Annotated in this window: 24 protein-coding genes; 5 read left to right on the top strand and 19 right to left on the bottom strand. The window is 47.8% G+C overall.

Features of this window, described 5'->3' with window-relative positions:
- The first annotated feature begins 11 nt into the window (after positions 1 to 11).
- From proC to mtnB, 4 genes are read left to right on the top strand one after another with little or no spacing between them, the layout of a single operon-like run.
- On the top strand, positions 12 to 884 hold the full coding sequence (gene proC / locus ACESLK_RS11840) for a pyrroline-5-carboxylate reductase (RefSeq protein ID WP_373229657.1): 873 nt from the start codon (positions 12 to 14) through the stop codon (positions 882 to 884).
- A gap of 30 nt (positions 885 to 914) precedes the next feature.
- The gene (locus tag ACESLK_RS11845) at positions 915 to 2,144 is read left to right on the top strand and encodes a 2,3-diketo-5-methylthiopentyl-1-phosphate enolase (protein ID WP_373229658.1); all 1,230 of its coding nucleotides are present in this window, start codon (positions 915 to 917) and stop codon (positions 2,142 to 2,144) included.
- The gene (locus ACESLK_RS11850) at positions 2,141 to 2,833 is read left to right on the top strand and encodes a 2-hydroxy-3-keto-5-methylthiopentenyl-1-phosphate phosphatase (RefSeq protein WP_373229659.1); all 693 of its coding nucleotides are present in this window, start codon (positions 2,141 to 2,143) and stop codon (positions 2,831 to 2,833) included. The genes ACESLK_RS11845 and ACESLK_RS11850 overlap by 4 nt, the downstream gene beginning before the upstream one ends.
- Positions 2,830 to 3,483, top strand: coding sequence for a methylthioribulose 1-phosphate dehydratase (mtnB, locus tag ACESLK_RS11855; protein ID WP_373229660.1), 654 nt, complete (start codon positions 2,830 to 2,832; stop codon positions 3,481 to 3,483). The genes ACESLK_RS11850 and mtnB overlap by 4 nt, the downstream gene beginning before the upstream one ends.
- A 98-nt stretch (positions 3,484 to 3,581) precedes the next feature.
- Here the strand turns inward: mtnB and ACESLK_RS11860 are convergent, their stop codons facing one another.
- Both ACESLK_RS11860 and ACESLK_RS11865 read right to left on the bottom strand, forming a co-directional pair.
- Complete coding sequence (locus tag ACESLK_RS11860) at positions 3,582 to 4,955, bottom strand: arsenic transporter (RefSeq protein WP_373229661.1); 1,374 nt, start codon at positions 4,953 to 4,955, stop codon at positions 3,582 to 3,584.
- Between the two features lie 73 nt (positions 4,956 to 5,028).
- Positions 5,029 to 5,229 carry a hypothetical protein gene (locus ACESLK_RS11865; RefSeq protein ID WP_373229662.1) on the bottom strand — a complete coding sequence of 67 codons (201 nt, stop codon included), beginning with the start codon at positions 5,227 to 5,229 and terminating at the stop codon, positions 5,029 to 5,031.
- 1,091 nt (positions 5,230 to 6,320) lie between these two features.
- Between ACESLK_RS11865 and ACESLK_RS11870 the strand changes: the two genes are divergently transcribed.
- Positions 6,321 to 7,208 (top strand): EamA family transporter, encoded by an 888-nt coding sequence (locus tag ACESLK_RS11870; protein WP_373229663.1) that lies wholly within the window; start codon positions 6,321 to 6,323, stop codon positions 7,206 to 7,208.
- Positions 7,209 to 7,557: 349 nt separating this feature from the next.
- Here the strand turns inward: ACESLK_RS11870 and ACESLK_RS11875 are convergent, their stop codons facing one another.
- The 17 genes from ACESLK_RS11875 to ACESLK_RS11955 all read right to left on the bottom strand — a co-directional run bounded on the left by ACESLK_RS11875 (position 7,558) and on the right by ACESLK_RS11955 (position 25,481).
- Complete coding sequence (locus ACESLK_RS11875) at positions 7,558 to 8,265, bottom strand: DnaD domain-containing protein (protein WP_373229763.1); 708 nt, start codon at positions 8,263 to 8,265, stop codon at positions 7,558 to 7,560.
- 43 nt (positions 8,266 to 8,308) lie between these two features.
- Positions 8,309 to 9,601 carry an asparagine--tRNA ligase gene (gene asnS, locus ACESLK_RS11880; RefSeq protein ID WP_373229665.1) on the bottom strand — a complete coding sequence of 431 codons (1,293 nt, stop codon included), beginning with the start codon at positions 9,599 to 9,601 and terminating at the stop codon, positions 8,309 to 8,311.
- A gap of 15 nt (positions 9,602 to 9,616) precedes the next feature.
- Complete coding sequence (locus ACESLK_RS11885) at positions 9,617 to 10,843, bottom strand: acetate kinase (RefSeq protein ID WP_373229666.1); 1,227 nt, start codon at positions 10,841 to 10,843, stop codon at positions 9,617 to 9,619.
- Positions 10,840 to 11,715 carry a 3-hydroxyacyl-CoA dehydrogenase family protein gene (locus ACESLK_RS11890; RefSeq protein ID WP_373229667.1) on the bottom strand — a complete coding sequence of 292 codons (876 nt, stop codon included), beginning with the start codon at positions 11,713 to 11,715 and terminating at the stop codon, positions 10,840 to 10,842. Before ACESLK_RS11890 ends, ACESLK_RS11885 begins: the two co-directional genes overlap by 4 nt.
- A gap of 122 nt (positions 11,716 to 11,837) precedes the next feature.
- The gene (locus ACESLK_RS11895) at positions 11,838 to 13,052 is read right to left on the bottom strand and encodes a hypothetical protein (protein WP_373229668.1); all 1,215 of its coding nucleotides are present in this window, start codon (positions 13,050 to 13,052) and stop codon (positions 11,838 to 11,840) included.
- Positions 13,045 to 13,563, bottom strand: coding sequence for a sigma-70 family RNA polymerase sigma factor (locus ACESLK_RS11900; RefSeq protein ID WP_373229669.1), 519 nt, complete (start codon positions 13,561 to 13,563; stop codon positions 13,045 to 13,047). The genes ACESLK_RS11895 and ACESLK_RS11900 overlap by 8 nt, the downstream gene beginning before the upstream one ends.
- A 167-nt stretch (positions 13,564 to 13,730) precedes the next feature.
- The gene (locus ACESLK_RS11905; RefSeq protein WP_373229670.1) at positions 13,731 to 15,233 is read right to left on the bottom strand and encodes an AAA family ATPase; all 1,503 of its coding nucleotides are present in this window, start codon (positions 15,231 to 15,233) and stop codon (positions 13,731 to 13,733) included.
- Positions 15,226 to 15,759: a hypothetical protein gene (locus ACESLK_RS11910; protein WP_373229671.1), complete on the bottom strand. Its 534-nt coding sequence runs from the start codon at positions 15,757 to 15,759 to the stop codon at positions 15,226 to 15,228. The genes ACESLK_RS11905 and ACESLK_RS11910 overlap by 8 nt, the downstream gene beginning before the upstream one ends.
- A 165-nt stretch (positions 15,760 to 15,924) precedes the next feature.
- The gene (locus ACESLK_RS11915) at positions 15,925 to 16,449 is read right to left on the bottom strand and encodes a cell wall elongation regulator TseB-like domain-containing protein (protein WP_373229672.1); all 525 of its coding nucleotides are present in this window, start codon (positions 16,447 to 16,449) and stop codon (positions 15,925 to 15,927) included.
- Complete coding sequence (locus tag ACESLK_RS11920) at positions 16,446 to 17,750, bottom strand: amidohydrolase (RefSeq protein ID WP_373229673.1); 1,305 nt, start codon at positions 17,748 to 17,750, stop codon at positions 16,446 to 16,448. The genes ACESLK_RS11915 and ACESLK_RS11920 overlap by 4 nt, the downstream gene beginning before the upstream one ends.
- Positions 17,731 to 18,402, bottom strand: coding sequence for a redox-sensing transcriptional repressor Rex (locus ACESLK_RS11925; protein WP_373229674.1), 672 nt, complete (start codon positions 18,400 to 18,402; stop codon positions 17,731 to 17,733). The genes ACESLK_RS11920 and ACESLK_RS11925 overlap by 20 nt, the downstream gene beginning before the upstream one ends.
- Positions 18,399 to 21,293 carry an ATP-dependent DNA helicase DinG gene (gene dinG / locus ACESLK_RS11930; RefSeq protein WP_373229675.1) on the bottom strand — a complete coding sequence of 965 codons (2,895 nt, stop codon included), beginning with the start codon at positions 21,291 to 21,293 and terminating at the stop codon, positions 18,399 to 18,401. Before dinG ends, ACESLK_RS11925 begins: the two co-directional genes overlap by 4 nt.
- A 57-nt stretch (positions 21,294 to 21,350) precedes the next feature.
- Entirely contained in the window at positions 21,351 to 21,986 is a 636-nt protein-coding gene (locus ACESLK_RS11935; protein ID WP_373229677.1) for a tetratricopeptide repeat protein, read from the bottom strand.
- Between the two features lie 71 nt (positions 21,987 to 22,057).
- Entirely contained in the window at positions 22,058 to 22,441 is a 384-nt protein-coding gene (panD, locus tag ACESLK_RS11940) for an aspartate 1-decarboxylase (RefSeq protein WP_373229678.1), read from the bottom strand.
- Positions 22,441 to 23,337 carry a pantoate--beta-alanine ligase gene (gene panC, locus ACESLK_RS11945; RefSeq protein WP_373229679.1) on the bottom strand — a complete coding sequence of 299 codons (897 nt, stop codon included), beginning with the start codon at positions 23,335 to 23,337 and terminating at the stop codon, positions 22,441 to 22,443. Before panC ends, panD begins: the two co-directional genes overlap by 1 nt.
- Positions 23,334 to 24,197, bottom strand: coding sequence for a 3-methyl-2-oxobutanoate hydroxymethyltransferase (gene panB, locus ACESLK_RS11950; RefSeq protein WP_373229680.1), 864 nt, complete (start codon positions 24,195 to 24,197; stop codon positions 23,334 to 23,336). The genes panC and panB overlap by 4 nt, the downstream gene beginning before the upstream one ends.
- A gap of 312 nt (positions 24,198 to 24,509) precedes the next feature.
- Positions 24,510 to 25,481, bottom strand: a complete 972-nt coding sequence (locus ACESLK_RS11955) for a biotin--[acetyl-CoA-carboxylase] ligase (protein ID WP_373229681.1) — start codon at positions 25,479 to 25,481, stop codon at positions 24,510 to 24,512.
- Between the last annotated feature and the right edge of the window lie 7 nt (positions 25,482 to 25,488).

The following is a 25,488-nucleotide window of genomic DNA, read 5'->3' on the forward strand; positions in this document are numbered from 1 at the left end:
GTGTGACCAACATGAGCGACCAGCTCTCCTCATCTTCATCGGGCCTATCCCTTTGTTTCTATGGAGCCGGAGCTATAGCCGAAGCGATATTGCGCGGCCTTATAGAGTCGAAGTTAGCAAACCCTAAGCAGATAAGCGTCATGAATCGTCAAAATGCAGATCGGTTACAAGAACTGAATCGGCTTTACGATATTGTTCCCGCAGCAACGGATATGGAGAAAAATATCGCTTTAGGCTCATCCGACGTTATTATCCTGGGGATGAAGCCGAAGGATTCTGCTGACGCTCTCAAAGCGCTGCAGCCTCTCTTGCGTCCGGAGCAGCTTATCATATCTGTAATCGCCGGCTTATCTATTTCGACCATTCACGAGTTGCTTGGCCGGCCTCAGCCGGTTGTCCGTACAATGCCCAATACCTCCAGTACGATCGGTCTTGGTGCTACGGGAATCAGCTTCTCCGAGTCGGTATCGACTAAGCAACGTGAGCTTGCACACGCCATGTTTCAGGCGATCGGCATAACGGCAATCGTGGACGAGCCTTTAATTGAAGCCGTTAACGGGGTATCCGGGACGGGTCCAGCGTATGTATATTATTTGATGGAAGCTATGATCTCTGCGGGCATTGAGCTTGGTTTGACTCCCGAAGCTGCCAAGGAGCTGACCGTCCAAACCGTACGAGGAGCGGCAGAGATGGTTAAAGCGACAGGAGAAAGTCCAAGTGATTTACGCCGCAAGGTAACCTCGCCGAATGGCACGACTCAAGCGGCTTTGGAGGTTTTGGAGCAATTTTCCTTCCAACAAGGAATGAATAAAGCGATTATTCGCTGCGCAGAACGAGCCAAGGAGATGGGTGAGGCGATTCGAGCAGAAGCGGTTAATTCGTAATATGGTGAAGAGAAAGAAGGCTGTTTCCGTATGAAACCATCCTATAGCAATGCGACTTACCGCGTTTATGATGATAAAGCTGACTTTCAGAAAAAAGCGCTCGGTATTGCCGTCGGCTTAACCGTCGGCAGCTGGACTGACTTGCCTGAAACGGCTAAAGAGCAGATGCAGAAGCACCTAGGTCAGGTAGTGTCTGTTAACGTTCATGAGCCTGAAGGGTTATTAGCAGGAGAGCGTTATGCTGACATTACAATCGCTTACCCAGACCTGAACTTCAGCCGGGATCTTCCCGCTTTTCTTGTGACAGCATTCGGAAAGCTTTCCATGGACGGGAAAATCAAGCTCATGGACATTCAACCCTCCGCAGATTTCCTTACCGCCTTTCCCGGACCGAAGTTTGGCGTCCAGGGTGTTCGGGATTTGCTCGGGATTCATAATCGTCCGCTTGTGATGAGTATTTTCAAATCGGTTATCGGTCATGACCTTGAAAACTTGCGCGAGCAGTTTCTGCAGCAAGCCCTTGGCGGCGTCGATTTGATCAAGGATGATGAAATTCTGTTCGAGAACCCTCTTACGCCGCTGCACAAAAGAATCGAGGTTTGCATCAGTGCCGCGCGTGAAGCTGAGCAAACGACCGGGCAGAAGCTTCTCTACTTCACTAATCTCACGGGGTCGACGTTCAAATTAAAGGAGAACGCCAAGCGGGCAATCGCAGCCGGGGCTAATGGACTCCTATTTAATGTTCTCGCCTATGGCTTTGATGCTTTAGCTGAGCTTGCAGCAGATCCAGATATTCATGTACCGATAGCCGCCCATCCAGCGATGGCTGGAGCCTTGTACCCTTCCCGCCATCATGGCATTTCCGCACCTCTCTTATTAGGTAAGCTGATGCGGATCGCCGGGGCAGACCTCTCTCTCTTCCCTTCGCCTTATGGCTCCGTTGTGATGCCAAAGGAAGAGAACTTAGCGGTTATGGAAGCTCTATTAACGTCAGATCTTCCTCAGAAGCCTGTATTCCCGGTTCCTTCTGCAGGCATCCATCCTGGCCTTGTTCCACTCATAATGGGAGATTTCGGACCGGAAGTCGTTGTCAATGCCGGCGGCGGCGTACACGGTCATCCCGGCGGCTCAGCAGCTGGAGGCCGTGCTTTCCGTCAAGCGGTGGATGCAGTAAATTCCGGCCTCTCTCTAGAGGCTTATGCTAACGACCACGAGGAATTAAGAATCGCCATCGAACGCTGGGGGGTACGCAACCCTTGAGCAACGACAGCAGCACGACAAGCTTTCCTCGTCCACCGGTCCTATTCTGTGATTTTGACGGAACGATCACCCTCAAAGACAATATCGTCGCTGTTATGAAGCACTTTAACCCGCCCGGTTGGGAAAATATTGTTCGGGACATCGTTAACGAGAGCATATCGATACAGCAAGGCGTTGGAGAATTGTTTTCACTCCTGCCCTCCTCCAAGAAGGAAGAAGTTACAACGTATATCTTGTCGAATGCCGGCATTCGAGACGGATTCCCGGAGCTGCTCGATTGGTGTAAGGAATATGATGTTCCATTCTATGTAACTAGCGGCGGAATCGATTTTTTCGTCTATCCATTACTTGCGCCGTATGGAATACCCGCAGATCATATTTACTGCAACGGCAGTGATTTTAGCGGTGATAACATCTCGATTACATGGCCGCACACCTGTGATGATAGCTGCTCGAACCGATGCGGCATGTGCAAAACAACAGTCATTCGCAAATTTCCGAAGGATGACTATTATCGTATTCTTATTGGCGACAGCGTTACCGATTTTGCGGGCGCGAAGCTTGTGGATCTGGTCTTCTCCCGTTCACACCTTACAGACAAATGCCGGGAGTTGAGCCTTCCGCATATCCCGTTCGAGACGTTCCATGATATCATTCGCCATCTTAACCAAGGAGGTCGTCCCTCATGAGCTTTGCCAGCTTGACATTGGAAGCTAAACAGCAAGTATTAGGAGAGCTATCGGCTATAAAAGCCGATTTTGCGGCACGCGGGTTTTTCCCCGGAACAAGCGGTAATCTATCCATGCGAGTTGGGCCGTATACTCCGGAGGAATTCTCGTTCGCCATTACAGCAAGCGGCAAGGACAAGTCCCAGTCGACACCTGAGGACTTCTTATTCGTTGACCAGAACGGAAAGCCGTGCGAGAATACTGCGCTTAAACCATCCGCCGAAACCCTAATCCATTGCGAGATTTACAGACTAACTGGATGCGGAGCGATCTTCCATATCCACTCCGTGTTCAATAGCCTCGTCTCGGAGTTGTTCTGGGAACGCCGTGCGGTTCCGATTGAAGGCATAGAGTTGATCAAAGCCTTCAATATTTGGGAGGAAGAAGCGATCATTGATGTTCCGATCCTATCTAACTTTACGGATGTACCGCGTATCGTTCCGGAGGTATCCGAACGCATCGATGTACGTATTCCCGGAATTCTCCTGCGCAAGCATGGCATTTATGCTTGGGGGCGAGATGCCTTCGAAGCTAAGCGTCATCTCGAGGCCTTCGAATTTCTTTTCGAATATGTTTATCGCTGGCAGCTGCTTACAAACCATAAACAATAAAAAGGATATCCACTCCATTACCTGCCCCCACAGCAGTTAAACGAGTGGATTTTTTTTCAGCCTGTAGCCTGTACAGCTACAGCCTAATATACCTTCTTCTAAATCAGAACAAACTCCGCAATCCAATTCACCCAATAATAAAGCAGGATAAGAGTAAAGATTAACGTCGGCGGGATCACTAGAAAAGTTACGCGTACATATTCCTTCCATCCAATCATAACCTTGTTCCTACTCAAAATATGAAACCAAATCAGAGAAGCTAAAGTTCCGATCGGTAATAAGAGCGACCCCACATCGCTGCCTATTACATTAGCCAAATAAGCGATTTTTAATGATAATGGATCAAGATTCATTTCCGTCAAAGTCAATGTACCGATCATTAACGCAGGATGATTATTGAAAATGGATGACAAGAAGGTCATTAAACCGCCCATGAGCAGGCTGGCATTCAATAGGTTGCCCGTTACTATAGGTCTCAGAAGTTCAACGAGCATCTGAGTTAAACCAATGTTATGAAGCCCGAATATAATGACGTACATTCCGAATGCGAATACGAAGATGGCCCAGGGTGTTTTTCGCAAGATATCGGTCGGAGCAATCTTCATCGCCATCCAACGCCAACCGAGGAGAATAAGAGAACCCGCAACCGCTACCCACTCCACGGGGATGTGGAAATAAGAAGCAACAAACAAACTCATTCTGACCAGGAATACAAAGATTAATATGTTACGCATCAAACGATTTCTTCCGATAAGCTCTTCCCGTGTCGGCTGAGATTTCAGAGGATGGTACTGATGACGACCTATACCATATCCGCCTCCCGCTACCTTCAAGGGGATCCTGCGCGGAATGTCCTTCTGCATAACCAAGAATAGCAGTCCAAATAGGAGCAGCAGCCCTAAAGTCGCAGGTACAAACATCAACAAGGTTTGCATATAAAGATCCATGCCCACAATTTTTAAAGAGATAAGATTAACGATATTGCTTACCCCTATTGGCGCGCTGGATGCCGTTGCTATTAAGGCTCCCGACAAAAGATACGGTATCTTCTGAGCATGCTTGAGTCCCAGATTGTGCAATAGAATGATTAAGATTGGAGTCGTGATCATTATGCTGCCGTCATTGTTAAAAAATAGGGTCATCAGAAAACAAAGCAAATTCACATACCCAAACAGCTTGTAGCCTGAGCCCTTCGCTCGTGCAGCTAATCCTTCTGCTGCCCAATAGAAAAATCCTACGCTCTCCAGTACCATCGCAATGACGAGCGTCGCGATGATGGTGATCGCTGCCCCACTTATCGTTTCGCCGATGACGGCAAGATCGGATAGAGATACGCTCCCAACAAATAAGACAAGCAGAGCGCCTCCGGTTGCGGAAATTGATTCGTCTAATCCTCTGGGGCGCCACAGAATCAACAGAGTCGTAAATAGGAAGAAGAATATCGTCAGGCTTACGACGGTGGGTCCATACACTTATTTCACCCCTAAGCTAACCAAGTAAAACGGCTTTGCCGTCTTTAAGACGGCTGTAGACGTTTGTATCATGCTACTCATTAACGGTTTGCTTTCTCATTAATGTTGTACCGGTTGCAGCAACGCTCGGGATATCCTCCAAGCTCTTGAAGGGTGCGGCGTTGCTCGTAACAGTCTTGGAATCTGACTCTTTATTCATAAGAAGGGGAGGCTTAAGCAAGAAATACACGCCAACAGCTGAAGGAACAATAAAGAGCAATAACAGTAACAGCATTTGAATCCCCCCTTCCTTGCCAACACCTCCCCTTACATCCATCATGAGAGGTTGTCTATACTGCAAGTTTATGTGGGGGGGATCAATACGGTTCTAATGACGATGCCCTATTTCCGCACAAATGTTCGTTTGTACGTGCGGCGATCGCACAATCTTCTAACAATATTTTCCTAATAATAGCTGATCCTTAAGGGAGAAAACCCATTTGCTATCAGAATTCTGATAGATCTATTGATGTTCGCTGAGTGACAACTGACTGTATTTCAATCACCTTCGTACGAGAACGAAACTAATAGTCGTCTCTTCATTGTCGCAAAATCCAACAATGTGAGCGCTTAATCAAGAAACGTCTCACCATTGTCGCAAAATCCAACAATGAGAGCGCTTAACCAAGAAACGTCTCACCATTGTCGCAAAATCTAACAATGAGAGCGCCTAACCAAGAAACGTCCCACCATTGTCACAAAATCTAACAATGAGAGCGCCTAACCAAGAAACGTCCCACCATTGTCGCAAAATCTAACAATGAGAGCACCTAACCAAGAAACGTCTCACCATTGTCGCAAAATGAGGCTGTCGATTAATTGTGGACAGTTTTAACATGAACGTACACATGCAGAGAATGTATATGATTTTTCGGATACATTTATAGAATCAGGGCTCAAATCGTGTTCTGTGTATGAAATTTCGCATAGTATCGACTGATTCGATGTGTGTGCTGCTCATTTTGTATGATTTTTCGCATACATTTTGTGGTCTCCCGCAAATTTCCGAAATTATGAATTATTAATCGACAGCTTCAAAATCCAACAATGAGAGCGCCTCGTAAGTGATGTACTCCGTAAAAGCACTCTATAGCTCACCTACAAACAGTGAGAAAGTTATGTTCGTTGATTGTGCTGTCGAAAACCGCTTTCACCCGACGGCTAAATGTGTTTGAATTAATAAAAAGACCGGACCCCTTCACATTGATGAAGGGGTCTCGGTTTTAATTAAAGAATGGTTTCTCCAGGTGTATTCCATTATACTTAGTTTTTTCAGCTATCGACTCTTGATTTGCTAATCTACGTAACTTAGGAGGGTAAACGGAGATGTGGTTAGTTTTTGCAGCAGCGGCAGCCGTTTGCTTTGGACTTAGAGGTATCTTGTACCAGTGGACCTCGCAAAAACTGCTTGATCGAAATTTAATGCTTCTAGGCGTTTTCTCCTTGGGTATAGCCGTTACGGCCATCGCGAACCTGTTCGCGGGTCAAGCATGGTCTTGGGGAGCTCTTATGGGCGTAACTATGGGTATCTTCTCCTTCGTTTCGAATTCAGCCATGTATAAGGGATTTGCCACGGCCAAAGCTTCTATTGTTGCGGTCTTTACAGGATTACCCCCTGCTGTCGTTGTCATAATTGCTTACTTCCTTTGGGGGGAGACGCTGAGTGGCTGGCAGATTGGCGCTTTTATCGTTATTCTGCTCGGCATACTCGTTATTCGTTATTCTAATGAGCTTTCCCTCTCTAATTTAAGAGGCGTACAGTGGGCAATTATTGCCATGCTCGGATTCGCTATAACGGATTTGTCCTCCAAGCAGTCACAGCTATGGGATGGAGAAGTTCTCCCTACACTTACTATGATGTTTACGACAGGTACGCTGTTGTTTCTTATTTCATGGCGCAGGCAGATCGCTAACCATAGAGTTATCTCATCGTTGTCCAGTGCGAGCCCTGATACTCCCATGAAACGTTGGTCTAACAGTCGCACCTATTTATGGGGAATGGTTGTTGGGATCACGAATGTTTCCGGCATGATCCTGATCTTGCCGGCATTCAAGTTAGGTGTAACAGGGCTCGTATCCGCAGTTATTGCAACAAATGTATTGCTGATCCTTTTGTTCTCGCGTTTGTTCTTAAAGGAACGATTTACCCGATTACAAATTGCCGGAATAACCTTTTCCATTACTGGCGTAATCCTGCTTCGTTTGCTTGGGTAATTATGAAAGCATTATCTGGCGCTGGTTAGCGAGTATTTCGTGTATCGTTAGATATCTAAGCCTCCACCACATTATCGGCAGCATCCGTGTTAGTTATTTGAATTCCTTGAGCTGCTAGCTCATCTGTATACTTTTCAAACTGTCCCTTGAGCTAGATTGTAAAGAATAGCCTTTAAGACGCTGCGAGCGTGCTAGAGGTGGAGAAATAGCCAGTTTCGGTGAGTATTAAACTAGTTCTGTTAAACTTAAGAAGACCCAAGCAATTACACTTAGGCCTTCTCTACTTTCTGTCATAGCTACTTATGAGTCAGAACCACTGGTTACGCAATGTTAACGAATTCAGATGAATTTAGCGTCCGGTACGGAACTTTTGTGCGTGCAGGCGCGCTTCCTCTACGTTCGTAACCCGGTTACGGCTCCATTCCAGCAAGATTCGATCGATATACCGGAAATTAAGCTTTCCTGAGAAAACGGATTCCTTCAGAGCAAAACGGATGAGCTCGTCGTGATAACGATCCTGGTCCAACCAGCCATTAATCGTCTCGTATTCCATAGGCGTAAGAGGACGGCCGAATTCTTGCTCGAACAACACAAACAGGTTATTCGGTGCTGCAATAGCGATCGGCTCCACTCTCGATGTCTCCGATTGATGCCCAATGCCCGTATCTCCTGCGTTGCCGCTGCGCAGCGGAAGCTCACCCGCGGCTAATAAAACACCCATTTTCTGATAAAGGCCGAGTAGATTGTATTTCTCTGACTGTACCCCGTTTGAAGGGTCAAATACTTCGTCTATCGTGATAAAGCCTTGTTTCATCAGCTTCTGTACGGCCTGCCCAACAATGGCTGGAGATGCACCCATACGTTCTTGAAGCTGCTCAATGGTCGGAAAATCATTCTGCTCCAGCTGCCGGAAGGCAATCAGGTGAAGCAAGAGCATTCCTTCCGTATCCGTCAGCTTCAAAGCCCGATAGGTACGCAGTAAAGCGTACGGGACGCTAACGGATCCATCCATATAAGCCTCCGCCATCCCGCGTGCTAATGCATTACGATCATTCATCACGGATCACCAACCTTCTCCAATCATATATAAGAAAATCGCTTTATGGATATAAGCGATAAAGTGTGCGTGGGAATGCTATCGTCTCGCGAACATGATCTAACCCGCATATCCAAGCGACAGCCCTTTCAAGACCCAAGCCGAAGCCGGAATGCGGAACCGAACCATAACGACGCAGGTCCATGTACCATCCATAAGCTTCCTCAGACAACTCATGCTCAGTGAATCGTTGCTCAAGCAACTTAGGGTCATCAATTCTCTGGGAGCCCCCAATAATTTCACCGTAGCCTTCAGGAGCAATCATATCCGCGCATAACACGACATCGGGTCGTTTCGGATCCGGCTTCATGTAGAAAGCTTTGAAGCTTGCAGGGTAGTGGGTGATAAATACCGGACGATCGAATTTCTCCGCAATCGCTGTCTCATGGGGCGCTCCGAAATCCTCTCCCCATGGCAACTCCATTCCTATTTCTTTTAGCAGAACAAGCGCTTCGTCATAGGTGATCCGAGGAAACGGCGGCAGTACACGTTCCAGCGCGGTTATATCTCGTTCAAGTACTGTAAGCTCGGCTCTGCATTTACTCAGAACTTGCCCAATGACGTGAGCGATGAACTGCTCCTGAACCTTTAAGCTCTGCTCATGATCAACGAAAGCCATTTCCGGCTCAATCATCCAGAACTCAATGAGATGGCGACGAGTTTTGGACTTCTCTGCACGGAAAGTCGGACCGAAGGAATACACCTTGCCGAGTGCCATTGCGGCAGTCTCCATATAGAGTTGCCCGCTCTGCGTCAGGTACGCGTCTTCATCGAAATACTTAGTATGAAACAAATTCGTCGTTCCCTCGCAAGAAGAAGGAGTCAATATTGGAGGATCAACTAATGTAAATCCACTTTCATCGAAGAAGCCTTGTATGGCAGATATAATCACAGCGCGAATACGCAGTATCGCCCTTTGCCTTGGTGCACGAAGCCACAAGTGCCGATTATCCATCAAGAAATCCACGCCGTGCTCCTTAGGTGTTATTGGATAATCCTTAGCAATCTGAATAATCTCTATCCCTGTTACGGAAAGCTCGAAGCCGGAAGGGCTTCGCGGATCTTCTCTCACTATACCAGTAACATAAAGCGAGCTTTCCTGCGTCAACTTGCCCGCTTGCTCCCAGACGGTTTCATCGACGTCCGCTTTAACCAGAACTCCTTGAATGAAGCCTGATCCGTCCCTTAGCTGCAGGAACTGAATTTTACCGCTCGAACGTTTGCGGGTTAGCCATGCTCCAAAGGTGACTGTTTGACCTATATGAGCTCCAATTGTGGCAATATCCATTCGTTCCATGGTTACTTTCCACTCCTATTCTGAAGTCGTTTCCTTAGTCTGGCGTTCAAGTACTAGCCGATACGTATCCCTTGCAATGAGCAGCTCTTCGTTCGTTGGGACGACTAATACGCTAACCTTGGATTCATCAGTAGTGATCCGGCGTGTATCCGAGGAGCGGACAGCATTACGAGCCTCATCAATATGAACCCCTAAGTAGGTTAAGCTCTTGCACACCTCTTTGCGCAGAACATCCGAATTTTCCCCAACGCCCGCTGTAAAAATAATAGCATCCGTTCCGTCCATTGCTGCCACATAAGCGCCAATATATTTACGGATGCGATATGCATACATTTCAAAGGCGAGCTTCGCATGCTCATTCCCTTCTTGCATCGCTTCTACGACTTCCCGCATATCGCTGCTTATTCCCGAGATGGCCAACAGGCCGCTATGCTTATTTAACATGGAATTGACTTCGTTTAAGGTTAGGTCCTCTTTGTTTAGCGTATACGGAACGATTGCCGGATCTAGGTCACCGCTTCTTGTTCCCATCATTAATCCTTCAAGCGGCGTCATTCCCATGCTCGTGTCGAAAGACTTGCCATGGAGGATTGCCGCACAGCTAGCCCCGTTTCCGATATGACAAGTTATTAGCTTCAAATCCTTCAGCGGACGTTCGAGGAACTCCGCCGCTCGCTTGCTCACATAATCGTGAGACGTTCCGTGAAAGCCGTATCGACGGATTTGGTGCTTACGGTAAAGCACAGTGGGAATCGCGTACAGGTAAGATTGAGGCGGCATGGTCTGATGAAAAGCCGTATCGAAAACAACTGCTTGAGGAACATGCTGAAGATTCGCCTCTACCGCAGTGATACCCATCATATGTGCTGGATTATGAAGGGGAGCAAGATCGAATAGCTTACGGATCTCGAGCTTAACATTCTGGTCGATAAGCACTGATTCGCTGAATGATTCACCTCCATGGACGACCCGATGCCCAACGGCTTGAATATCATGCATGCTTCTCAGCACCCCGAAATCCCGATGAGTAAGCATGTCTAATACTTTCTTGATCGCGGTCGTGTGATCCAGAATTTCGCTGACTTCCCGTACCTCCGGCTGGTGATCCACCTCGTGGGAGAGTATAGATGATTCCATGCCTATTCGCTCTACCCGACCCTTGGCCAGCACATTCTCTGTTGTCATATCATAGAGCTGATATTTAAGTGAGGAGCTCCCCGCGTTTATAACGAGTACATTCATGAGAGCCGTTCACCATCCTTATCGTAACTAAAAAAACCAATGCCGCTTTTAATACCAAGCTGTCCTGCACGAACCTTTTTCTTAAGCAGAAAAGAAGGACGGTACTTCAGTTCTCCATACTCGCGGAACATCCGTTCAAGCGCTGCGAGCACAGAATCGAGGCCGAACCGATCCGCCATCTCGAGCGGACCGTGCTCGAATTGGTAACCCATGCTCATGGCAGTGTCGATATCCTCCGGAGAAGCAACACCCTCCTCGAGCAGATGGAGCGCTTCATTGATGAGCAAACAGATGAGACGAGTTGTAACGAACCCGGGGGATTCGTACACCATGACTCCTTGTTTATCGATCACATTATCAATAAACGACTTCGTCCTGTTAAAGGTATCATCAGAGGTTTGCAATCCCCGGATGATCTCCACTACCTCAATCCGGATAGCGGGATAGACGAAATGCATGCCAATGACACGTTCCGGATACCGGCTTGCCCCTGCTAACTCCGTCAAGCTTAATGTTGAGGTATTGCTTGCCAGAACGGCATCCTTGGCCAATATCCCATCCAATTGCCGGAATACCTCCAGTTTGCTGTCCAAATCCTCGCTGATGGTCTCGATGACTAGCTCGCAATCCGCCAAATTCTGCAGCGATGTTTCCATATGTATTCGATTTAACGTTAATTTTTTCTCTGCAGCCGTTATCGCCCACCGTTCTATCTGACGGTCTAGGCTCGCTTCCAGCATTTCCTTTGCCTGCTGCAATTTTTCCGGAGTCTTCTCCACCAGGTGTACGTCTAGTCCCTTTACTGCAAGCATCTCCGCAATCCCTTGTCCCATTGTTCCAGCACCAACTACTCCAATACTTCGAAACGTCATCAGTATGCCCCCAACTCACTTCATGTTGTCGAGAAAAAAAATGATCATACCCCCGATGCGACAGATCGTAACTCGGTCGTTACAATATTAATCACAGTTCAAGATGAGGTATGATCATTTTATCATAAACGGGGTGTCGCCGTCGGCGGAATCCATTTGCTTAACTGTTTCTTCCAAGAATCGATATAATCAGTTTCCGCCCATTGGACCATGATAATGGACTCGTTGGGGGCAGTCTCAATCCTTAACGGCTTCATCCGTTCCTTAGGCAGCTTATAAGGATATAAGTCAATGCTAGTCGCCATCACTACAGCCAATATATCTTCGGTCGAAGAAGTGAAGGCATCCTCCGCATAAGGCTCAATCGCAGTTATTTCGTCCCATTCGAGAGCTAACATGTCCGGACCTGTGACCTTTGAGGTTAAAGGAAAGGAGATTTGCTGCAGGTCATACACGGATGCCGCATTGCTCAACTTCGATGCATCCGAGAGCTGCTTAGCCACCCATTTGCCTTGCGCGCGGGCGATTGTCCATCTGTGGATATCGGAGCCTATGGCCTCTAGTCCAAGCACCTCAGCAAGCGTATAATGCTTCTTCTCAAGGTTATTGGAGTTTCCTATACGATTAGATGCAAGCAGATGCTCAACCTCATTCACCCATACGTTGCTTTCATTAACGGCAGCGCCCTCTACAGATGCAATACTGGTCTGCAGAACGGACAAATAACGGTTGCCCGCAAAGAGCAGCTTCTCAGATGTTATAAGCGAATCAGAAGGTTTATTGATGGATTCAAGCGACTTTGCTTCATCCGCCGGGGCTGCAACTAAAATTTGAACGCCTTTACCGCGAGGGTCAGGTACAGTTGTGATTTTCCAGAATTTCTGCTTGAAGGGCATATAAATCCCGGGTCCCTCCGCAGCTATCGTAAGCTCATCATCCTGGGGAACAACAAGCACCGTACGATAGTCACTGCCGGGATAGCCTTGCTCCGAAGAAGAGAGGTCTTTCCTCAGACCGATCAGCATAGCGGCATTCAACTTTTCAGCCTCCGCGATCGAGGCAATCGGCTGTTGCATTGCAGATGCTTGCTTCGTGGCTTGAGCGCCATAGCCGAGATTACCTTTATTGAACTGATTCCACGACCATATTCCCAGTAGAACGACAAGTACAGTCGATAAAGCTAGTCCCGCCCTGCCGGCCGGCAGATTCCAGAAACGAGTAGTTCTCCGTCTCGGGTTATTGATGCGTTCGTGAATTCTCTTGCGCAGGGATTCATCAAATCCGTTTCGAGGAAGCGGACCGCGCGCAAGCTGTTCGAGTAATTCTTTATCATCCATTGCGGCTCGCCTCCTTCATCTTGGTCAATTTCTGCCGAGCATGGAACATCCGCGATTTAACTGTGCCCTCAGTTACATCAAGTACCTGGGCTATTTCTTTCAACGAAAGCTGATTATGAGCATATAGAATAATGACTTCCCTGTATTTGGAAGGCAGCTTAAGCACCATCTTCCACATGTCGTTAATCGCCAATTTCTCCACAATATCATGCTCGATGGAATGACGCTCTCCATAGTCCTCAACGAAATTTGATAATGTCACCTTGCGAAAAAAAGCCGAGCGCCGAAAATCGATTGCCGCGTTGCGCGTGATGGTCAAAAGCCAGGTTTTCACGGAAGCATCTTTACGGAAGGCATGCATATTACGAAAGACCTTAATGAACACCTCTTGCGTGATATCATCGGCTAAATCCCGCTTGCGCGTAATGCTAAAGGCATAATTCCAAACATCGTTACCGTATGCTTTCATTAATTCGTCGAGTAAAGCATTGTTATCTTCAGATTCAACCATATATTTTAAGAAATCGAAATTACTTCCTGAGTCCAATCCTGCCACCTCTATCCTAATAAACGATCTAAACCGGGTTTCGGTTCAATGCTATCATATTTAACATTTATTTTCCCGTTATAAAAAAAAAGGCCAACCAGTAAATCTGGCCGACCCATTCAATTAGTCATTTATGCAGCATGCTGTCCGAGGTACTCTCTCAATTGCTTGCCGGACAAGGTTTCTTCTCGAATAAGATGACTCAAGAGACTCTTAAAGGTATCGAGATGCGTACCAAGCAATTGTCTGGTTCGCTCTGTTAATCCATTTAAAATGGTTGCATTTTCTTGTGACCATTGCTCTTGTGTCAGAGCCTGAGGATGAATGATTCCAAGAGAGGACATTCCCGATTCAATCATCGTTCTTACGATGCTTGTCGCTTGCTCGAAATCCCCGCGCGACCCCGTACTTCGTCCCCCGTAGAACAGCTCCTCGGAGACCGCACCGCCAAGGGCGATCATGATCTGCTCCTCCAATACCTTCTGGGTGTAAAGATAACGGTCCTCTTGCGGATGATGGCGAACATAACCTAATGCCTGCCCTCGCGGTGTGAGCGAGACCTGCGCAACACTCTTAGGTCTTACACATTCTGCAACGATGGCATGTCCTAACTCGTGAATTGCCACTCGCTCGCGCTCTTCCCGTGTCGTCTCTCTGTCCATCCGCTCACCCATCATGACCTTATCGATCGCTTGGGATAAGTGAGAGGCTTGAATAAACTCAGCTTGCTCACGCATCGCATAGATTGCCGCTTCATTCATGACACTTTCAAGCTGTGCGCCGGAAAATCCGAAGGTTTCTTCAGCTACTTTAGTTAGTGACACTTCCTGATCGATCGGTTTGTTGCGGGCATGGAGCTGAAGGATATGCTCTCTGCTGGATTTGTCGGGCAAATCCACCTGGATTTGTCGGTCAAACCTTCCCGGACGGAGCAATGCAGGATCGAGCAGCTCCTTGCGGTTCGTTGCCGCGATCAGCAGCACTCGCACACTCTCTTCTCCTTGCACACCGTCCATTTCGGTCAGCAGTTGATTTAATGTTTGATCATACTCTCTGTGCTGGCCGCCGCCATCCCGCTTCCCGCCAATTCCGTCAATCTCATCGATAAATACAATGGCGCTTTCTCTCTTCTGCTTAATCGCCTGCTGGCGAGCATCTTTGAAGAGATCACGGATTCTGCCAGCACCGACACCCACATACATCTCCACGAATTCACTCCCGGAAGCCGCGATGAATGCAGAATTGGTATGGTGGGCTGCTGCCTTGGCAAGCAGAGTTTTACCCGTACCCGGAGGTCCTGTAAGCAGGATTCCCTTCATTGGGCGAATACCCAGCTTCTGAATTTTATCTCGATGAACGAGAAACTCCAAAGCCTCCGTAATCTCCCTTTTGGCCTGCTCCTGTCCTCCGATATCCTCGAAGGTTAAGAAGTCCGGCCTGCGTGATGCCGCTTTCTTACCCGCCGTTCCCATTGCGAGACCGCCTCTGGAACGCGAAAACATAAACAAGATCACAGACATAAAAAGCCCCATCATTAGGAAGACCGGCGGCAGGCCGATATAAATCAAGAAAATAATAAGAACAATGCCGATACCTATCGCCATTTCTTTGCCCATAGAGCCCAAATTACGCATTTGGCCACACTCCTAACATCGCAGGCTGGCGGGGCAGGATTACAAATTTCGCTTCATTGCCATCCCGCATAGAGATGTATACGTTAACTTCATCCATGTCAGTTGTAACAGAAACGCCGGGAAATTTCTCCGCCAGCTTACTCATAGCATCTCTAACATCTGAGTACTTCCGGTTTTCCATCGCTTCAGCGACGTCAAACAGAGCATAACTCCAAGCTTTCTCTAGACGCGGACTTTCCTTTGTCGAGACATTGAACTCTAATTGTTTGCCGCCGATTACCCCTGCGCCATCACGTTCAACAAGCCGATAGACCTCACTAAGATTCGCGTCAGGCGTTAGCTTAACTTTGACTATCACATGACTATTCGTCATATCGACTTCTGAGGATTCAACGCCGGGTATTTCATTTGTAATTTTGTCTAATGGCTGTTCTACTCCATAATGGCGATAGGCGAACCATCCACCGAATAGTAATGCTGCAGATATAGCAGCAGTTAACATCAATGGCAATATCTTCAGCTTCATTACACGATTCCCCCTATCTATAATTGCATTTGAGTATATACTAATATCATTCACAAGAGGCATCAATTAGTATATCAGATTTTGATAGACGATTCTTTAGATTATGATTGGTAATTAAGCCATCAACAATAAAAAAACGCCCAATGGGCGTTTTTGATCCTGCATTTAACTAGCTAACCAATACGTTCTAAGCTTCGTTCCGTTCTCGAAGGAGTAGAATTCAATCAATTGATGCCCATCTCTAGGTTCGTTTCGAGATCTGATTTCCCAGACGGGCTGCCCTTGGAACCATCCCGGAAGAATACGAAGCGCTATCCGCCCGGCATTTTCCCTTGCGAACATATCCAGCATTTGTTCTTCAGAGACATTCTCGCTTACTTTTCTTTTGACAAGCTCCTGCTCGCGCTCCCATACCAACCATTCATTGCCTTCAGAATCTTCACCTCTTACAACCCATACGGTTTCGTCCCAGGTATGGATCGAAGCTTTGTTGACCTCCTTCAAGCCGCCTTGGTTTTGGGCGATTTGATAAGCCTTCTTCTCAGCATGACGATGCCCCGAATCCGCAGAACGGATATACAGGACGAACGAGACGAGCAAGAACAATATGAATCCCGTAATGATAACCAGCCATCTAATAAGTGAAAGCGACGGTAATTTCCGCTCCTTGTCAGTACGGCTTAGAATCATCCCCGTAACCTCTGGTAACAACGCTCTGCTTCAGCCAGAATACGCTCTTCATCAAGTGTCAGCAACTGACCGTGACGCAGTAATTGGCGGCCATCCACCCATACATGCGCAACATCCGAGCCTCTCGCAGTATAAGCCAAATGTGAAATATAGTCGGTATAGGGTACAAAATGAGGCTTATTAAGCGATATGGCGATGAAGTCCGCTTTTAATCCTGCTTTTAATTGTCCTGTAACTCCGCCATGACCTATCGAACGAGCTCCGTAGACTGTTCCCATTCGCAGTGCTTCCGCAGCCGGAATAACCGTTGGATCACCAGAAACGCCCTTATGAAGCAATGCCGCCATCGTTATTTCCTGGAAGAGGTCCAGATTATTATTACTCGCAGCGCTATCCGTACCTAACGATACCGTCACTCCCGCCTGCAAGAGCTCAGGTACACGGGCCACGCCGCTCGCAAGCTTTAGGTTACTAACCGGATTATGAGATACGGCAACCTTACGTTCAGCAAGCAGAGCAATTTCCTCATCCTTCAAATGAACGGCATGAGCTAGCAAGGTCGGACGACTGAACATGCCAAGCCGATCTAGATGCTCCACCGGACGATATCCATAATCCCTTACATTTTGCTCTACTTCAGCTAATGTTTCCGACATGTGGGTATGCATAGGCAAATCTAGATCATGAGCCGCTTCAACAAATTTTAAAATGTAATCTGGCGGACAAGTATAAGGAGCATGCGGAGAGATCATAACGTTAATACGGCCCTCCGCAGCACCATGCCAATCTCTTGCGAACTGAATCGCCTCGGCTAGCTTTGTCTTCTGCTCTTCTTCCGAACAAAGTCCGATAACACCTCTTGTTAAGCTTGCACGCAAACCGGATTGCTCCGTTACCTCGGCGACTCTATGCATGTGATCATACATATCAACGAATGTAGTCGTACCGCTCTTGATCATCTCGGCTGCCGCAAGAGAGGAGCCCCAATACACATCATCTCCGGTAAACTTAGCCTCGGCAGGCCACATATGATTTTGCAGCCATTCCTGCAAGGCTAGATCGTCCGCCATCCCGCGAAGCAAGGACATCGCCGCATGACCATGCGTATTTACCAAACCGGGCATGAACAGCATCCCTTTGCCATCCATGATTTCAGAAGCTTGGCTAATTTCCTGCTCCGGGGCTGCTCCTGCACCTAAGCCTGCGATCCTGCTGCCTTCGATGGCCATCCAGCCTTGGAACTGGAGCTGCTCCTCATCCATCGTGATGAAAGCACCATTTTTAATTAATAATCGTGTCATTATCTCCGTCTCCATCCTTAGATCCTTTGATATGGTCCATGTAATATGCCAAGCTGAGAAGCTCAGCTGTGAAGTCAGCATGGTGTATTCGCACTCCAGGCGCAGCTTTAAGAACAACCGGTGCGAAATTCAATATTCCGCGAATACCTGCGGCAACGAATTGATCGGCTACATTCTGCGCTTCAGGAGCGGGAACCGTTATAATGCCCATCGTAATATCCAGCTCCCGTACGCACTCCGTCAGCTCCTGCATGGGTTTTACCAGAAGATGATTAATGAGTGTCCCTTTCTTACTTTCATCTGCATCAAAAACCGCCGCAATCCTCATGTTGTCCTTAATGTACATGTTGTAGTTACAAAGAGCGCGACCTAAATTACCGGTTCCTACCAAAGCTACATTCATCATTTTATCAAGCTTCAGGATTTGGCGAATTTTTTCGATTAAATAATCTACGTTATAGCCTACGCCTTTGCGCCCGAATTCCCCGAAGTAAGCAAGATCCTTGCGGATTTGGGCGGGATTCAGGTCTAGCTTCTCCCCAAGGTCCTGCGAGGAAACCGTCTGGATATTGCTTAGACTCAGCTCATTAAGAAAACGTAGATAGATAGGAAGCCTTCTTACTACCGCTTCGGATATTTTCAATGGTTTCATGATAACTGTTCCTCCTCTCCCGTATTGACCGGATTTAACCATGAGCTTACACGCGAGGCCATCGCGGCTGTCGGCAAATGCTCCATCTTGGGACCGGGCAATGAATACAAGAAATATTTGCCGTAATTCGTATCGATTACCCGCGTATCATACAGAATAACAATGCCTTTATCTGTAGCTGTTCGTACGAGACGACCGAAGCCTTGCTTAAACTTAATAACGGCTTGAGGAAGAGACAGCTTCATGAATGGGCTTTTGTTCTCTGCTTGAAGCTTCTCCGACTTGGCTTCCGCAACCGGATGATTCGGAGGCTGAAACGGCAATCTTACGATCGCAAGACAAGTCAGCGTATCACCGGGCAAGTCAATGCCTTCCCAGAAGCTGCTCGTCCCCAGTAAGACAGATGCGGGTTGCTTGATGAATTGCTGCGTTAAACGGCTTCGACTGCCTCCATCGATTCCTTGACCTAACACTTGAATGCCTGACGGATTCAAGCGATCCTTCAATGGTCCGTAGACGGTCTTGAGCATGCGGTGGGAGGTGAACAGCACTAGCATACGCCCACCTACCGTCGTTGCTATTTCCTGAAGCGAGTCAGTCAGCGCATTCAAGAATACAGCATCCCCATCTCTCCCTTTTATTGCGGGAAAGTCACGAGGGATAAGCACTAAAGCTTGTTCGCGGTACTTAAAAGGGGATGGCAGCAACGCAGTCTTTAGTCGTCCATCCTTCTCTGCAGACCCTAGTCCGAGTTGTTCCGTTACATATTTAAACGATTTATCGATCGTCAGCGTTGCAGAAGTCATGATTACACTAGACTTACGGTCGAAAACACCCTCCTTCAGCAAACCGCTCACGTCTGCAGGCACGCCATAGATCCATACAGATCTCCCTCGAAACTGGGAATGACCCTCCACCCAATAAACGAACTCCGGTTTACCTAATGTCACGAAGGATTGCGTATCCGTTCGAACACCCGACAAATCCTTTAGAACCCCGCTTAAATCCGTGAGCATTCCCTGAAGGCTCAGCTCGTCCGAATATTCCCGGATCTCCATCGACAGCTTCTCAAGTGGACGAATGAAATCCGACAATAGCTGGATAACGTTGTTCCCGTCAACAGAAAGGCTGTCCCACTGCGCGGGGAGCTCTGCGGGTTTAATCCGCAGGGTAAAGCTGCCCGTCTCGTCAGTGGCCGCCTGTCCAGCTAATAAATGGAACAAAGCCTCCATCCATCGCTCCCATGCATCTCTTATTTCGTGAATTTTCGGTAAGAGCAGCTCAAGCTTCTCTAACCAAGCTGCAGCATCCTCCGTACCTAAGGAGGAAACCGCGCTTATTAGCTGAGGAAGAATCCCCGTACGCGAATCCCTCCAAACACGTTGAAGGGGAATAGCTAAAGAGGAGTGACCCGTCTTCTGTCCCAGGTGCGTGCTGGCGACCTCTTCTAAATGATGAGCCTCATCGACGATCAATTGGTCATAAGCGGGAAGCAGACGATGATCCGCCCTTAAGTCCGTAAAAACTAAAGCATGGTTGGTTATGATAAGATCCGCTTTACCCGCATCTTGGCGCGCCCGGTGATAGAAGCATCTTCTGAACCACGGGCATGCTCGATTCAGACAAGAAGCCGCATCGCTAGAGACGGCATCCCATTCTTCCTTGTTGCGTCCGCTGATTGTAAGCTCTTCGGCTTCTCCCCTTAAAGTCTCCCCTAGCCATACGGTCATCCCGCCGCGAGTTACCGCTTCTTCTTTGCCCATTGCATGCTCTGGAATTTGCTGGCGATTCTCGAATTTCCTTAAGCACAGATAATTGCTGCGGCCTTTGAATACCGCTGCGCGAAAAGGCATGGGAAGAACTTCCTGAAGCAAAGGCAAGTCCCGCTCTCGAAGCTGCTCCTGTAACTGAATAGTATGCGTGCTGACTACGACTTTTTTGTCTTCTCTCAGCCCATAATAGAGAGAAGGCAACAAATAGCCAAGGGATTTCCCTGTGCCTGTACCCGCTTCAACGAGCAAATGGCTGTCATCCTGCAAAGCATCGAATACCTCTTTAAACATGATATCCTGGCCTTCTCTTGCCTCATAGGAAGGGAGAAGCTCCCGAAGGTTTTTTTGGACAGTTTCCACATATTGATCAAAGGTCATTTCTTTCAGAATAACTGAGGCGCTCTCAGATTCATTCTCATTATGCCTGCTTCCAGGCACATCTTCGCCCCAATCCCCTATATTCATAGCGAATTGGCGGAAGTGGTGAATGCCGTCTTCCTGAACTAGCGGCTGCGTTTCTCTCCATGCAACAATATCGGCAATAAGCCAGCCCAGATCGTTACGATCTGGATCAAACATTCCGATTAGCCTTTGAATGGTGAACAAAGGGAGAGTTCGCAGTTTGTTTAGACATAGAATGAACAGCTCAGCAGTAGCTAAAGCGTCGCTTTCCGCTTGATGTGGACGGTCATGCTCTATGCCAAGTGTATGGGTTAAGGAGCTAAGTGAATACGAAGGCTGCGTGGGAAAAAGCAACCGAGCAAGCTCCACCGTATCCAGCATTCGCCCAGTGAATGGCAAATAGCCGCCCCGATCCAGAGCGGCTTGCAGGAAGTGCGCGTCGAATTCTACATTATGTCCAACCAGCACGACATCTTGAAGCAAGGGAATGAGGTCGCTGAGCAGCTCGTCAAGCTCCGGCGCATTCATTACGTCGTCATCGGCAATACCGGTTAAGCGTGTAATTTCCGGCGGTATCGGCTTGCTTGGGCGAACGAAGCTTGCATACGTGGAACAAACGGCACCCGCATCATCTATAATCGCGAGTCCCGCTTGAATAATTTCATCTTTATCGGACGACATGCCCGTTGTTTCAAAATCGAGCACGGCAAATTTCATTCCTGACTTCCTTTCCCTTCGGCTTGCAGGGGTCGTATTCGTAATTTATTGGTTTCTCTAGACCTGAACCAACGTCTGCAATTCTGCGCTGCCGAACTGAAGCTGCAGCTGCCCGTTGCCCTGCTTGCACGATTCCAAGTTGAGCTTTGGATCTCCGAAAGTCGGATCTGTCTCCAACGCTTTTTCAAAATAACACTGGGCTCTTTCCAAATGCGCATAAATGGCTTGGATACAGCCAAGCGCATTATACGCGATAGCCTGCAGCCTAGATTCTTCAGTAAGGACTGCAATTAATTGGAAATGCCTCTGAGCCTTGCCCCATTCCTTCATATGCATTTGGGACATCGCCAAGAATAATCGCGCTCCGACAAAATCAGGATACAACTCGATTGCTTCCTCCAAGTGCTGTGAAGCCTGCTCGAACATATGAAGCTTGAAGTACCCTTGTCCTTTGATAAAAGACCCTAAAGACCTCGGGGGTTCGGCTGTATTCGTGTTTTGCTGTTGAAGCTCACGATATACGCCCATTTTATCTTCAAACTGAAGCCATGATTCAATAATATCATCACTTAGTGTTTTGAGCATATCCCATTGTTGCTGTAGTTGGTTTTTTTCTTCGCCTGAAGCATGCGGATAACGCAGAATAAGGTCGTCAAGAATTTCGTTCATCGTCGCGAACCATTGTTGAATCATCTTCGTACCTCCTTTGTAGCAAGCCGAACTGTACTGCTCATTCTGCGTTCGAAGGAGGTGTTTCATACGTATTACAAGACGGTCGAATGCGGTTCTTCCCCCAACAATTGAACAACATGGTTTCGTTCATCTAGGATAGCTACTCGCGGGTGGTGATTGCGGGCTTCTTCATCCGACATAAAGCCGTAATTGATGATGATAACAATATCTCCGGGCTGAACAAGCCTTGCGGCAGCACCATTTAGGCAAATGACGCCAGAGCCTCTTGGTCCTGGAATGGCATAGGTCTCGAAACGGGCACCATTATTATTGTTTACGATTTGAACTTTCTCATCTGGTAATATGTCAACCAGCTCTAACAAATCTTGGTCGATCGTCACGCTGCCAACATAATTTAAATTTGCTTCCGTTACAGTTGCCCGGTGGATTTTGGATTTCATCATTTGTCGGAACATTAATATTCACCTACCTCTACGGGAATAAGCAGCCTATTGTCGATTAGTCTTGTCTTGCCGAATCGTACTGCCAGTGCGATAATCAAGGATCCGCTGGCTTGCTGTAACGGCAATTGACTAGGGAGTAACGATAAGTCCGGATAATTGAGTACGTCTGCATAGTCAATATCAGCAAGGGGTTCTCTTCTAATTTCTTCAGCTATCTGGGCAATCAACTGAGGAGCTGTCATCCCGCCGGCAATCCAATCCGTCACCTTCGACAATGTTCTAGAGAGAACAAGCGCCTGCCGTCTTTCCTCCTGACCGAGAAATACATTTCGGGAGCTTAACGCTAAGCCGTCGTTCTCCCGTATAGTTGGGCAAGGAACAATTTCTACAGGGATATTAAGATCTCGCACCATACGTGATATTACGGCGATTTGTTGGGCATCCTTTAAACCAAAGTACGCCCGATTCGGCTGCACAATATTGAATAGCTTGGTCACGACTGTAGCTACACCATTGAAGTGACCAGGCCGGCTAGAACCGCACAATCGGTCTGTTATTTCTTCGACTGTTACCTCAGTCACGTTTCTCTGCGGATACATTTCCTTTACCTCGGGAATAAAGATCAGGTCCGTCCCGGCTTGGGATGCAATCCGGATATCATGCTCTTCATCCCGCGGATATTTATCTAAGTCCTCGTTTGGCCCGAACTGTAAAGGATTAACGAAAATACTAAGTACGGTTAAACCGTTATCGGCTGCAGACCTTCGCAGAAGGCTTGCGTGTCCTTCATGTAAATAACCCATCGTAGGAACGAAACCTACCGTCGATTTAATTGTTCCAGCGTTAAGCCTATAATGATTTATCTCATGTCTTAACTCCGCAATCGTACGAATAATCTTTGGTTTCATTTACCTTCGCCTCCGTACAGCTTCGTTGAGATGTTTTGCACTGAAATATTATCCAAAGGAAAAACGTGCTTCTCTTCGGGAAAAGCTTTTGTTTTCACTTCATCCACATACGCGGTAATGGCGGAACGTATCGTATCGCCGACGTTAGCATAGCTTCTGACAAACTTCTTGTCCCGAATGCCGGAGCCATACCGCAGCAAATCATGATAAACAAGAACTTGCCCATCACAGCCGCGCCCCGCGCCAATTCCAATCGTCGGTATTCCAATGGAATGCGTCACAGCCGTCGCAAGCTCCTCTGTAACGAGCTCCAGCACGATGGCGAATGCTCCGGCCTGTTCTAAAGCTTTGGCATCCTGTAGAAGCTTCTCAGCCTCTTCATTGCTTTTTCCTTGTACTTTATATCCGCCAATCTGATAAACGGATTGCGGGGTTAAGCCTATATGTCCCATAACGGGAATACCTGCAGATGTTAACAGTCTGATTTCCTCCGAAAGCTCCGAGCCGCCCTCGAGCTTAACGGCATGGGCGCCGCCTTCTCGCATAATCCTTGCTGCGTTCCGAAGCGTGCCTTCCGGTCCCAGTCTGTAGGTTGCAAATGGCATATCCGTTACGATAAACGTGTGAGGTGCGCCGCGAACAACTGCACGGGTATGGTAAATCATGTCATCCAAGGTAACGGGAACAGTCGTATCGTAGCCGAGCACTACGTTCCCTAAAGAATCTCCAACCAGAATGACATCTACTCCAGCTTCTTCCGAAAGCATCGCTGAAGGGTGATCATAAGCAGTTAGCATAGCGATTAGTTTCTTTTGGCTTTTCATGGCTTTTAGACGCGGTAAGGTTAAAGCTTGTTTCATGGCAAGCCCTCCTATTCATTACAGGATATAACAACAAAAAAACCTTTTTTGCCCATGAGCAAAAAAGGTTTCCATTCAACATAGAACGTCCTTCACGTCCTTCTGTCTCGGTCCTCTCGGCTCAGAGCAGAATCCATCGCGAATCATTGACGATATTGGATTATTGTAGCGTCAACAAATGGCTTTAAAGCAACGCAAGTGCGGTTCACTTTCATGAGCGATACCACCTTGCAACGCGATTATAACAGATTTCGAGTTTATCGTCTATCCAACAGGCATCATGATCCAACAGTCATCATGAGAGAACCCGCATCATACCCCTGAAACCTCCGCAGAATAAACGGTACGGTAACTCCCATCCTCTAACTCCACCTGCAAGCCGCCCATATCATCCAAGCCGCGAGGCACACCTACAAAGGAACCTTGAGGGGTATTAAGCTGTGTTTGCTGGTTAAGAGTAACGGAATGAGCCTCCCATAACGCACGAATTGGAGCAAAGCCTTCATCCAAATAGAGACCGTACAACCTCTCGAATTCCTCGAGTATAGCGGCGATAAGATCACTTCGGTTAATCGTGCTGCCTGAGACCATCTTTAAGGATGCAGCCTTAAGTAAAAGTTCCTCGGGATAGTCTTCCGGTTCTAGATTAACTGAGACCCCCAAACCAACTACGACATAACGTAACCGTTCATCTTCTGCTGCGGATTCAAGTAGAATTCCGCTGATCTTCTTGCCATCGACAAGCAAATCATTGGGCCATTTAATTCCGATGATAATCGGAATGATGCGGGAGATCGCGCGACTCAGGGCGACTGCTGCCAGCAGTGTTAGTTGGGGTGTATGCGGCAAGGGTACGGGGGGCCGCAACAGTAAGCTCATCCATATGCCTTTACCCGCAGGAGAAATCCAAGAGCGGCCCATTCTTCCCCGCCCGTTCGTTTGTTGCTCCGCGATGACTAACGTCCCCTCTTGAGCACCTTGCTCCGCTAAGCCGCGAAGCTCGTCCTGAGTGGAGTGTACGGTATTTAATAGTCGCAGGTTGCGCCCGAAGCTCCGCGTATTCAACTTAGGCAGCAGCTCGTGCACCGATAGACGAGATGGCTTCCCAGTCAGACGATAGCCAAGACGCGGCACCGCCTCGATGATGTAACCTTCGGTCTCGAGCTTGCGTACCTGTTTCCAGATCGCGGTACGGCTTACATTCATTTTACGACTGATTTCTTCACCCGAAACATATTCCCCTGCCTCTGCCTCCAGCAAGCTTAATAAAGAATCCTTACCCATTGCTGCG

It is taken from the genome of Cohnella sp. (genome assembly GCF_041640265.1).
Lineage (GTDB): Bacteria > Bacillota > Bacilli > Paenibacillales > Paenibacillaceae > Cohnella.

What these genes read in the sequence shown, in the direction of transcription:
- ACESLK_RS11885 (WP_373229666.1), bottom strand. Translation starts at nt 10,843, where the DNA reads ATGAATGTACTCGTTATAAACGCGGGGAGCTCCTCACTTAAATATCAG.
- ACESLK_RS11915 (WP_373229672.1), bottom strand. Translation starts at nt 16,449, where the DNA reads ATGATTCTAAGCCGTACTGACAAGGAGCGGAAATTACCGTCGCTTTCA.
- ACESLK_RS11910 (WP_373229671.1), bottom strand. Translation starts at nt 15,759, where the DNA reads ATGAAGCTGAAGATATTGCCATTGATGTTAACTGCTGCTATATCTGCA.
- ACESLK_RS11900 (WP_373229669.1), bottom strand. Translation starts at nt 13,563, where the DNA reads ATGGTTGAATCTGAAGATAACAATGCTTTACTCGACGAATTAATGAAA.
- ACESLK_RS11845 (WP_373229658.1), top strand. Translation starts at nt 915, where the DNA reads ATGAAACCATCCTATAGCAATGCGACTTACCGCGTTTATGATGATAAA.
- ACESLK_RS11925 (WP_373229674.1), bottom strand. Translation starts at nt 18,402, where the DNA reads ATGAAACCATTGAAAATATCCGAAGCGGTAGTAAGAAGGCTTCCTATC.
- mtnB (WP_373229660.1), top strand. Translation starts at nt 2,830, where the DNA reads ATGAGCTTTGCCAGCTTGACATTGGAAGCTAAACAGCAAGTATTAGGA.
- panB (WP_373229680.1), bottom strand. Translation starts at nt 24,197, where the DNA reads ATGAAACAAGCTTTAACCTTACCGCGTCTAAAAGCCATGAAAAGCCAA.
- proC (WP_373229657.1), top strand. Translation starts at nt 12, where the DNA reads ATGAGCGACCAGCTCTCCTCATCTTCATCGGGCCTATCCCTTTGTTTC.
- ACESLK_RS11955 (WP_373229681.1), bottom strand. Translation starts at nt 25,481, where the DNA reads ATGGGTAAGGATTCTTTATTAAGCTTGCTGGAGGCAGAGGCAGGGGAA.
- ACESLK_RS11870 (WP_373229663.1), top strand. Translation starts at nt 6,321, where the DNA reads ATGTGGTTAGTTTTTGCAGCAGCGGCAGCCGTTTGCTTTGGACTTAGA.
- panD (WP_373229678.1), bottom strand. Translation starts at nt 22,441, where the DNA reads ATGTTCCGACAAATGATGAAATCCAAAATCCACCGGGCAACTGTAACG.
- dinG (WP_373229675.1), bottom strand. Translation starts at nt 21,293, where the DNA reads ATGAAATTTGCCGTGCTCGATTTTGAAACAACGGGCATGTCGTCCGAT.
- asnS (WP_373229665.1), bottom strand. Translation starts at nt 9,601, where the DNA reads ATGGAACGAATGGATATTGCCACAATTGGAGCTCATATAGGTCAAACA.
- ACESLK_RS11920 (WP_373229673.1), bottom strand. Translation starts at nt 17,750, where the DNA reads ATGACACGATTATTAATTAAAAATGGTGCTTTCATCACGATGGATGAG.
- ACESLK_RS11895 (WP_373229668.1), bottom strand. Translation starts at nt 13,052, where the DNA reads ATGGATGATAAAGAATTACTCGAACAGCTTGCGCGCGGTCCGCTTCCT.
- ACESLK_RS11865 (WP_373229662.1), bottom strand. Translation starts at nt 5,229, where the DNA reads ATGCTGTTACTGTTATTGCTCTTTATTGTTCCTTCAGCTGTTGGCGTG.
- ACESLK_RS11905 (WP_373229670.1), bottom strand. Translation starts at nt 15,233, where the DNA reads ATGCGTAATTTGGGCTCTATGGGCAAAGAAATGGCGATAGGTATCGGC.
- ACESLK_RS11935 (WP_373229677.1), bottom strand. Translation starts at nt 21,986, where the DNA reads ATGATTCAACAATGGTTCGCGACGATGAACGAAATTCTTGACGACCTT.
- ACESLK_RS11890 (WP_373229667.1), bottom strand. Translation starts at nt 11,715, where the DNA reads ATGACGTTTCGAAGTATTGGAGTAGTTGGTGCTGGAACAATGGGACAA.
- ACESLK_RS11875 (WP_373229763.1), bottom strand. Translation starts at nt 8,265, where the DNA reads ATGAATGATCGTAATGCATTAGCACGCGGGATGGCGGAGGCTTATATG.
- panC (WP_373229679.1), bottom strand. Translation starts at nt 23,337, where the DNA reads ATGAAACCAAAGATTATTCGTACGATTGCGGAGTTAAGACATGAGATA.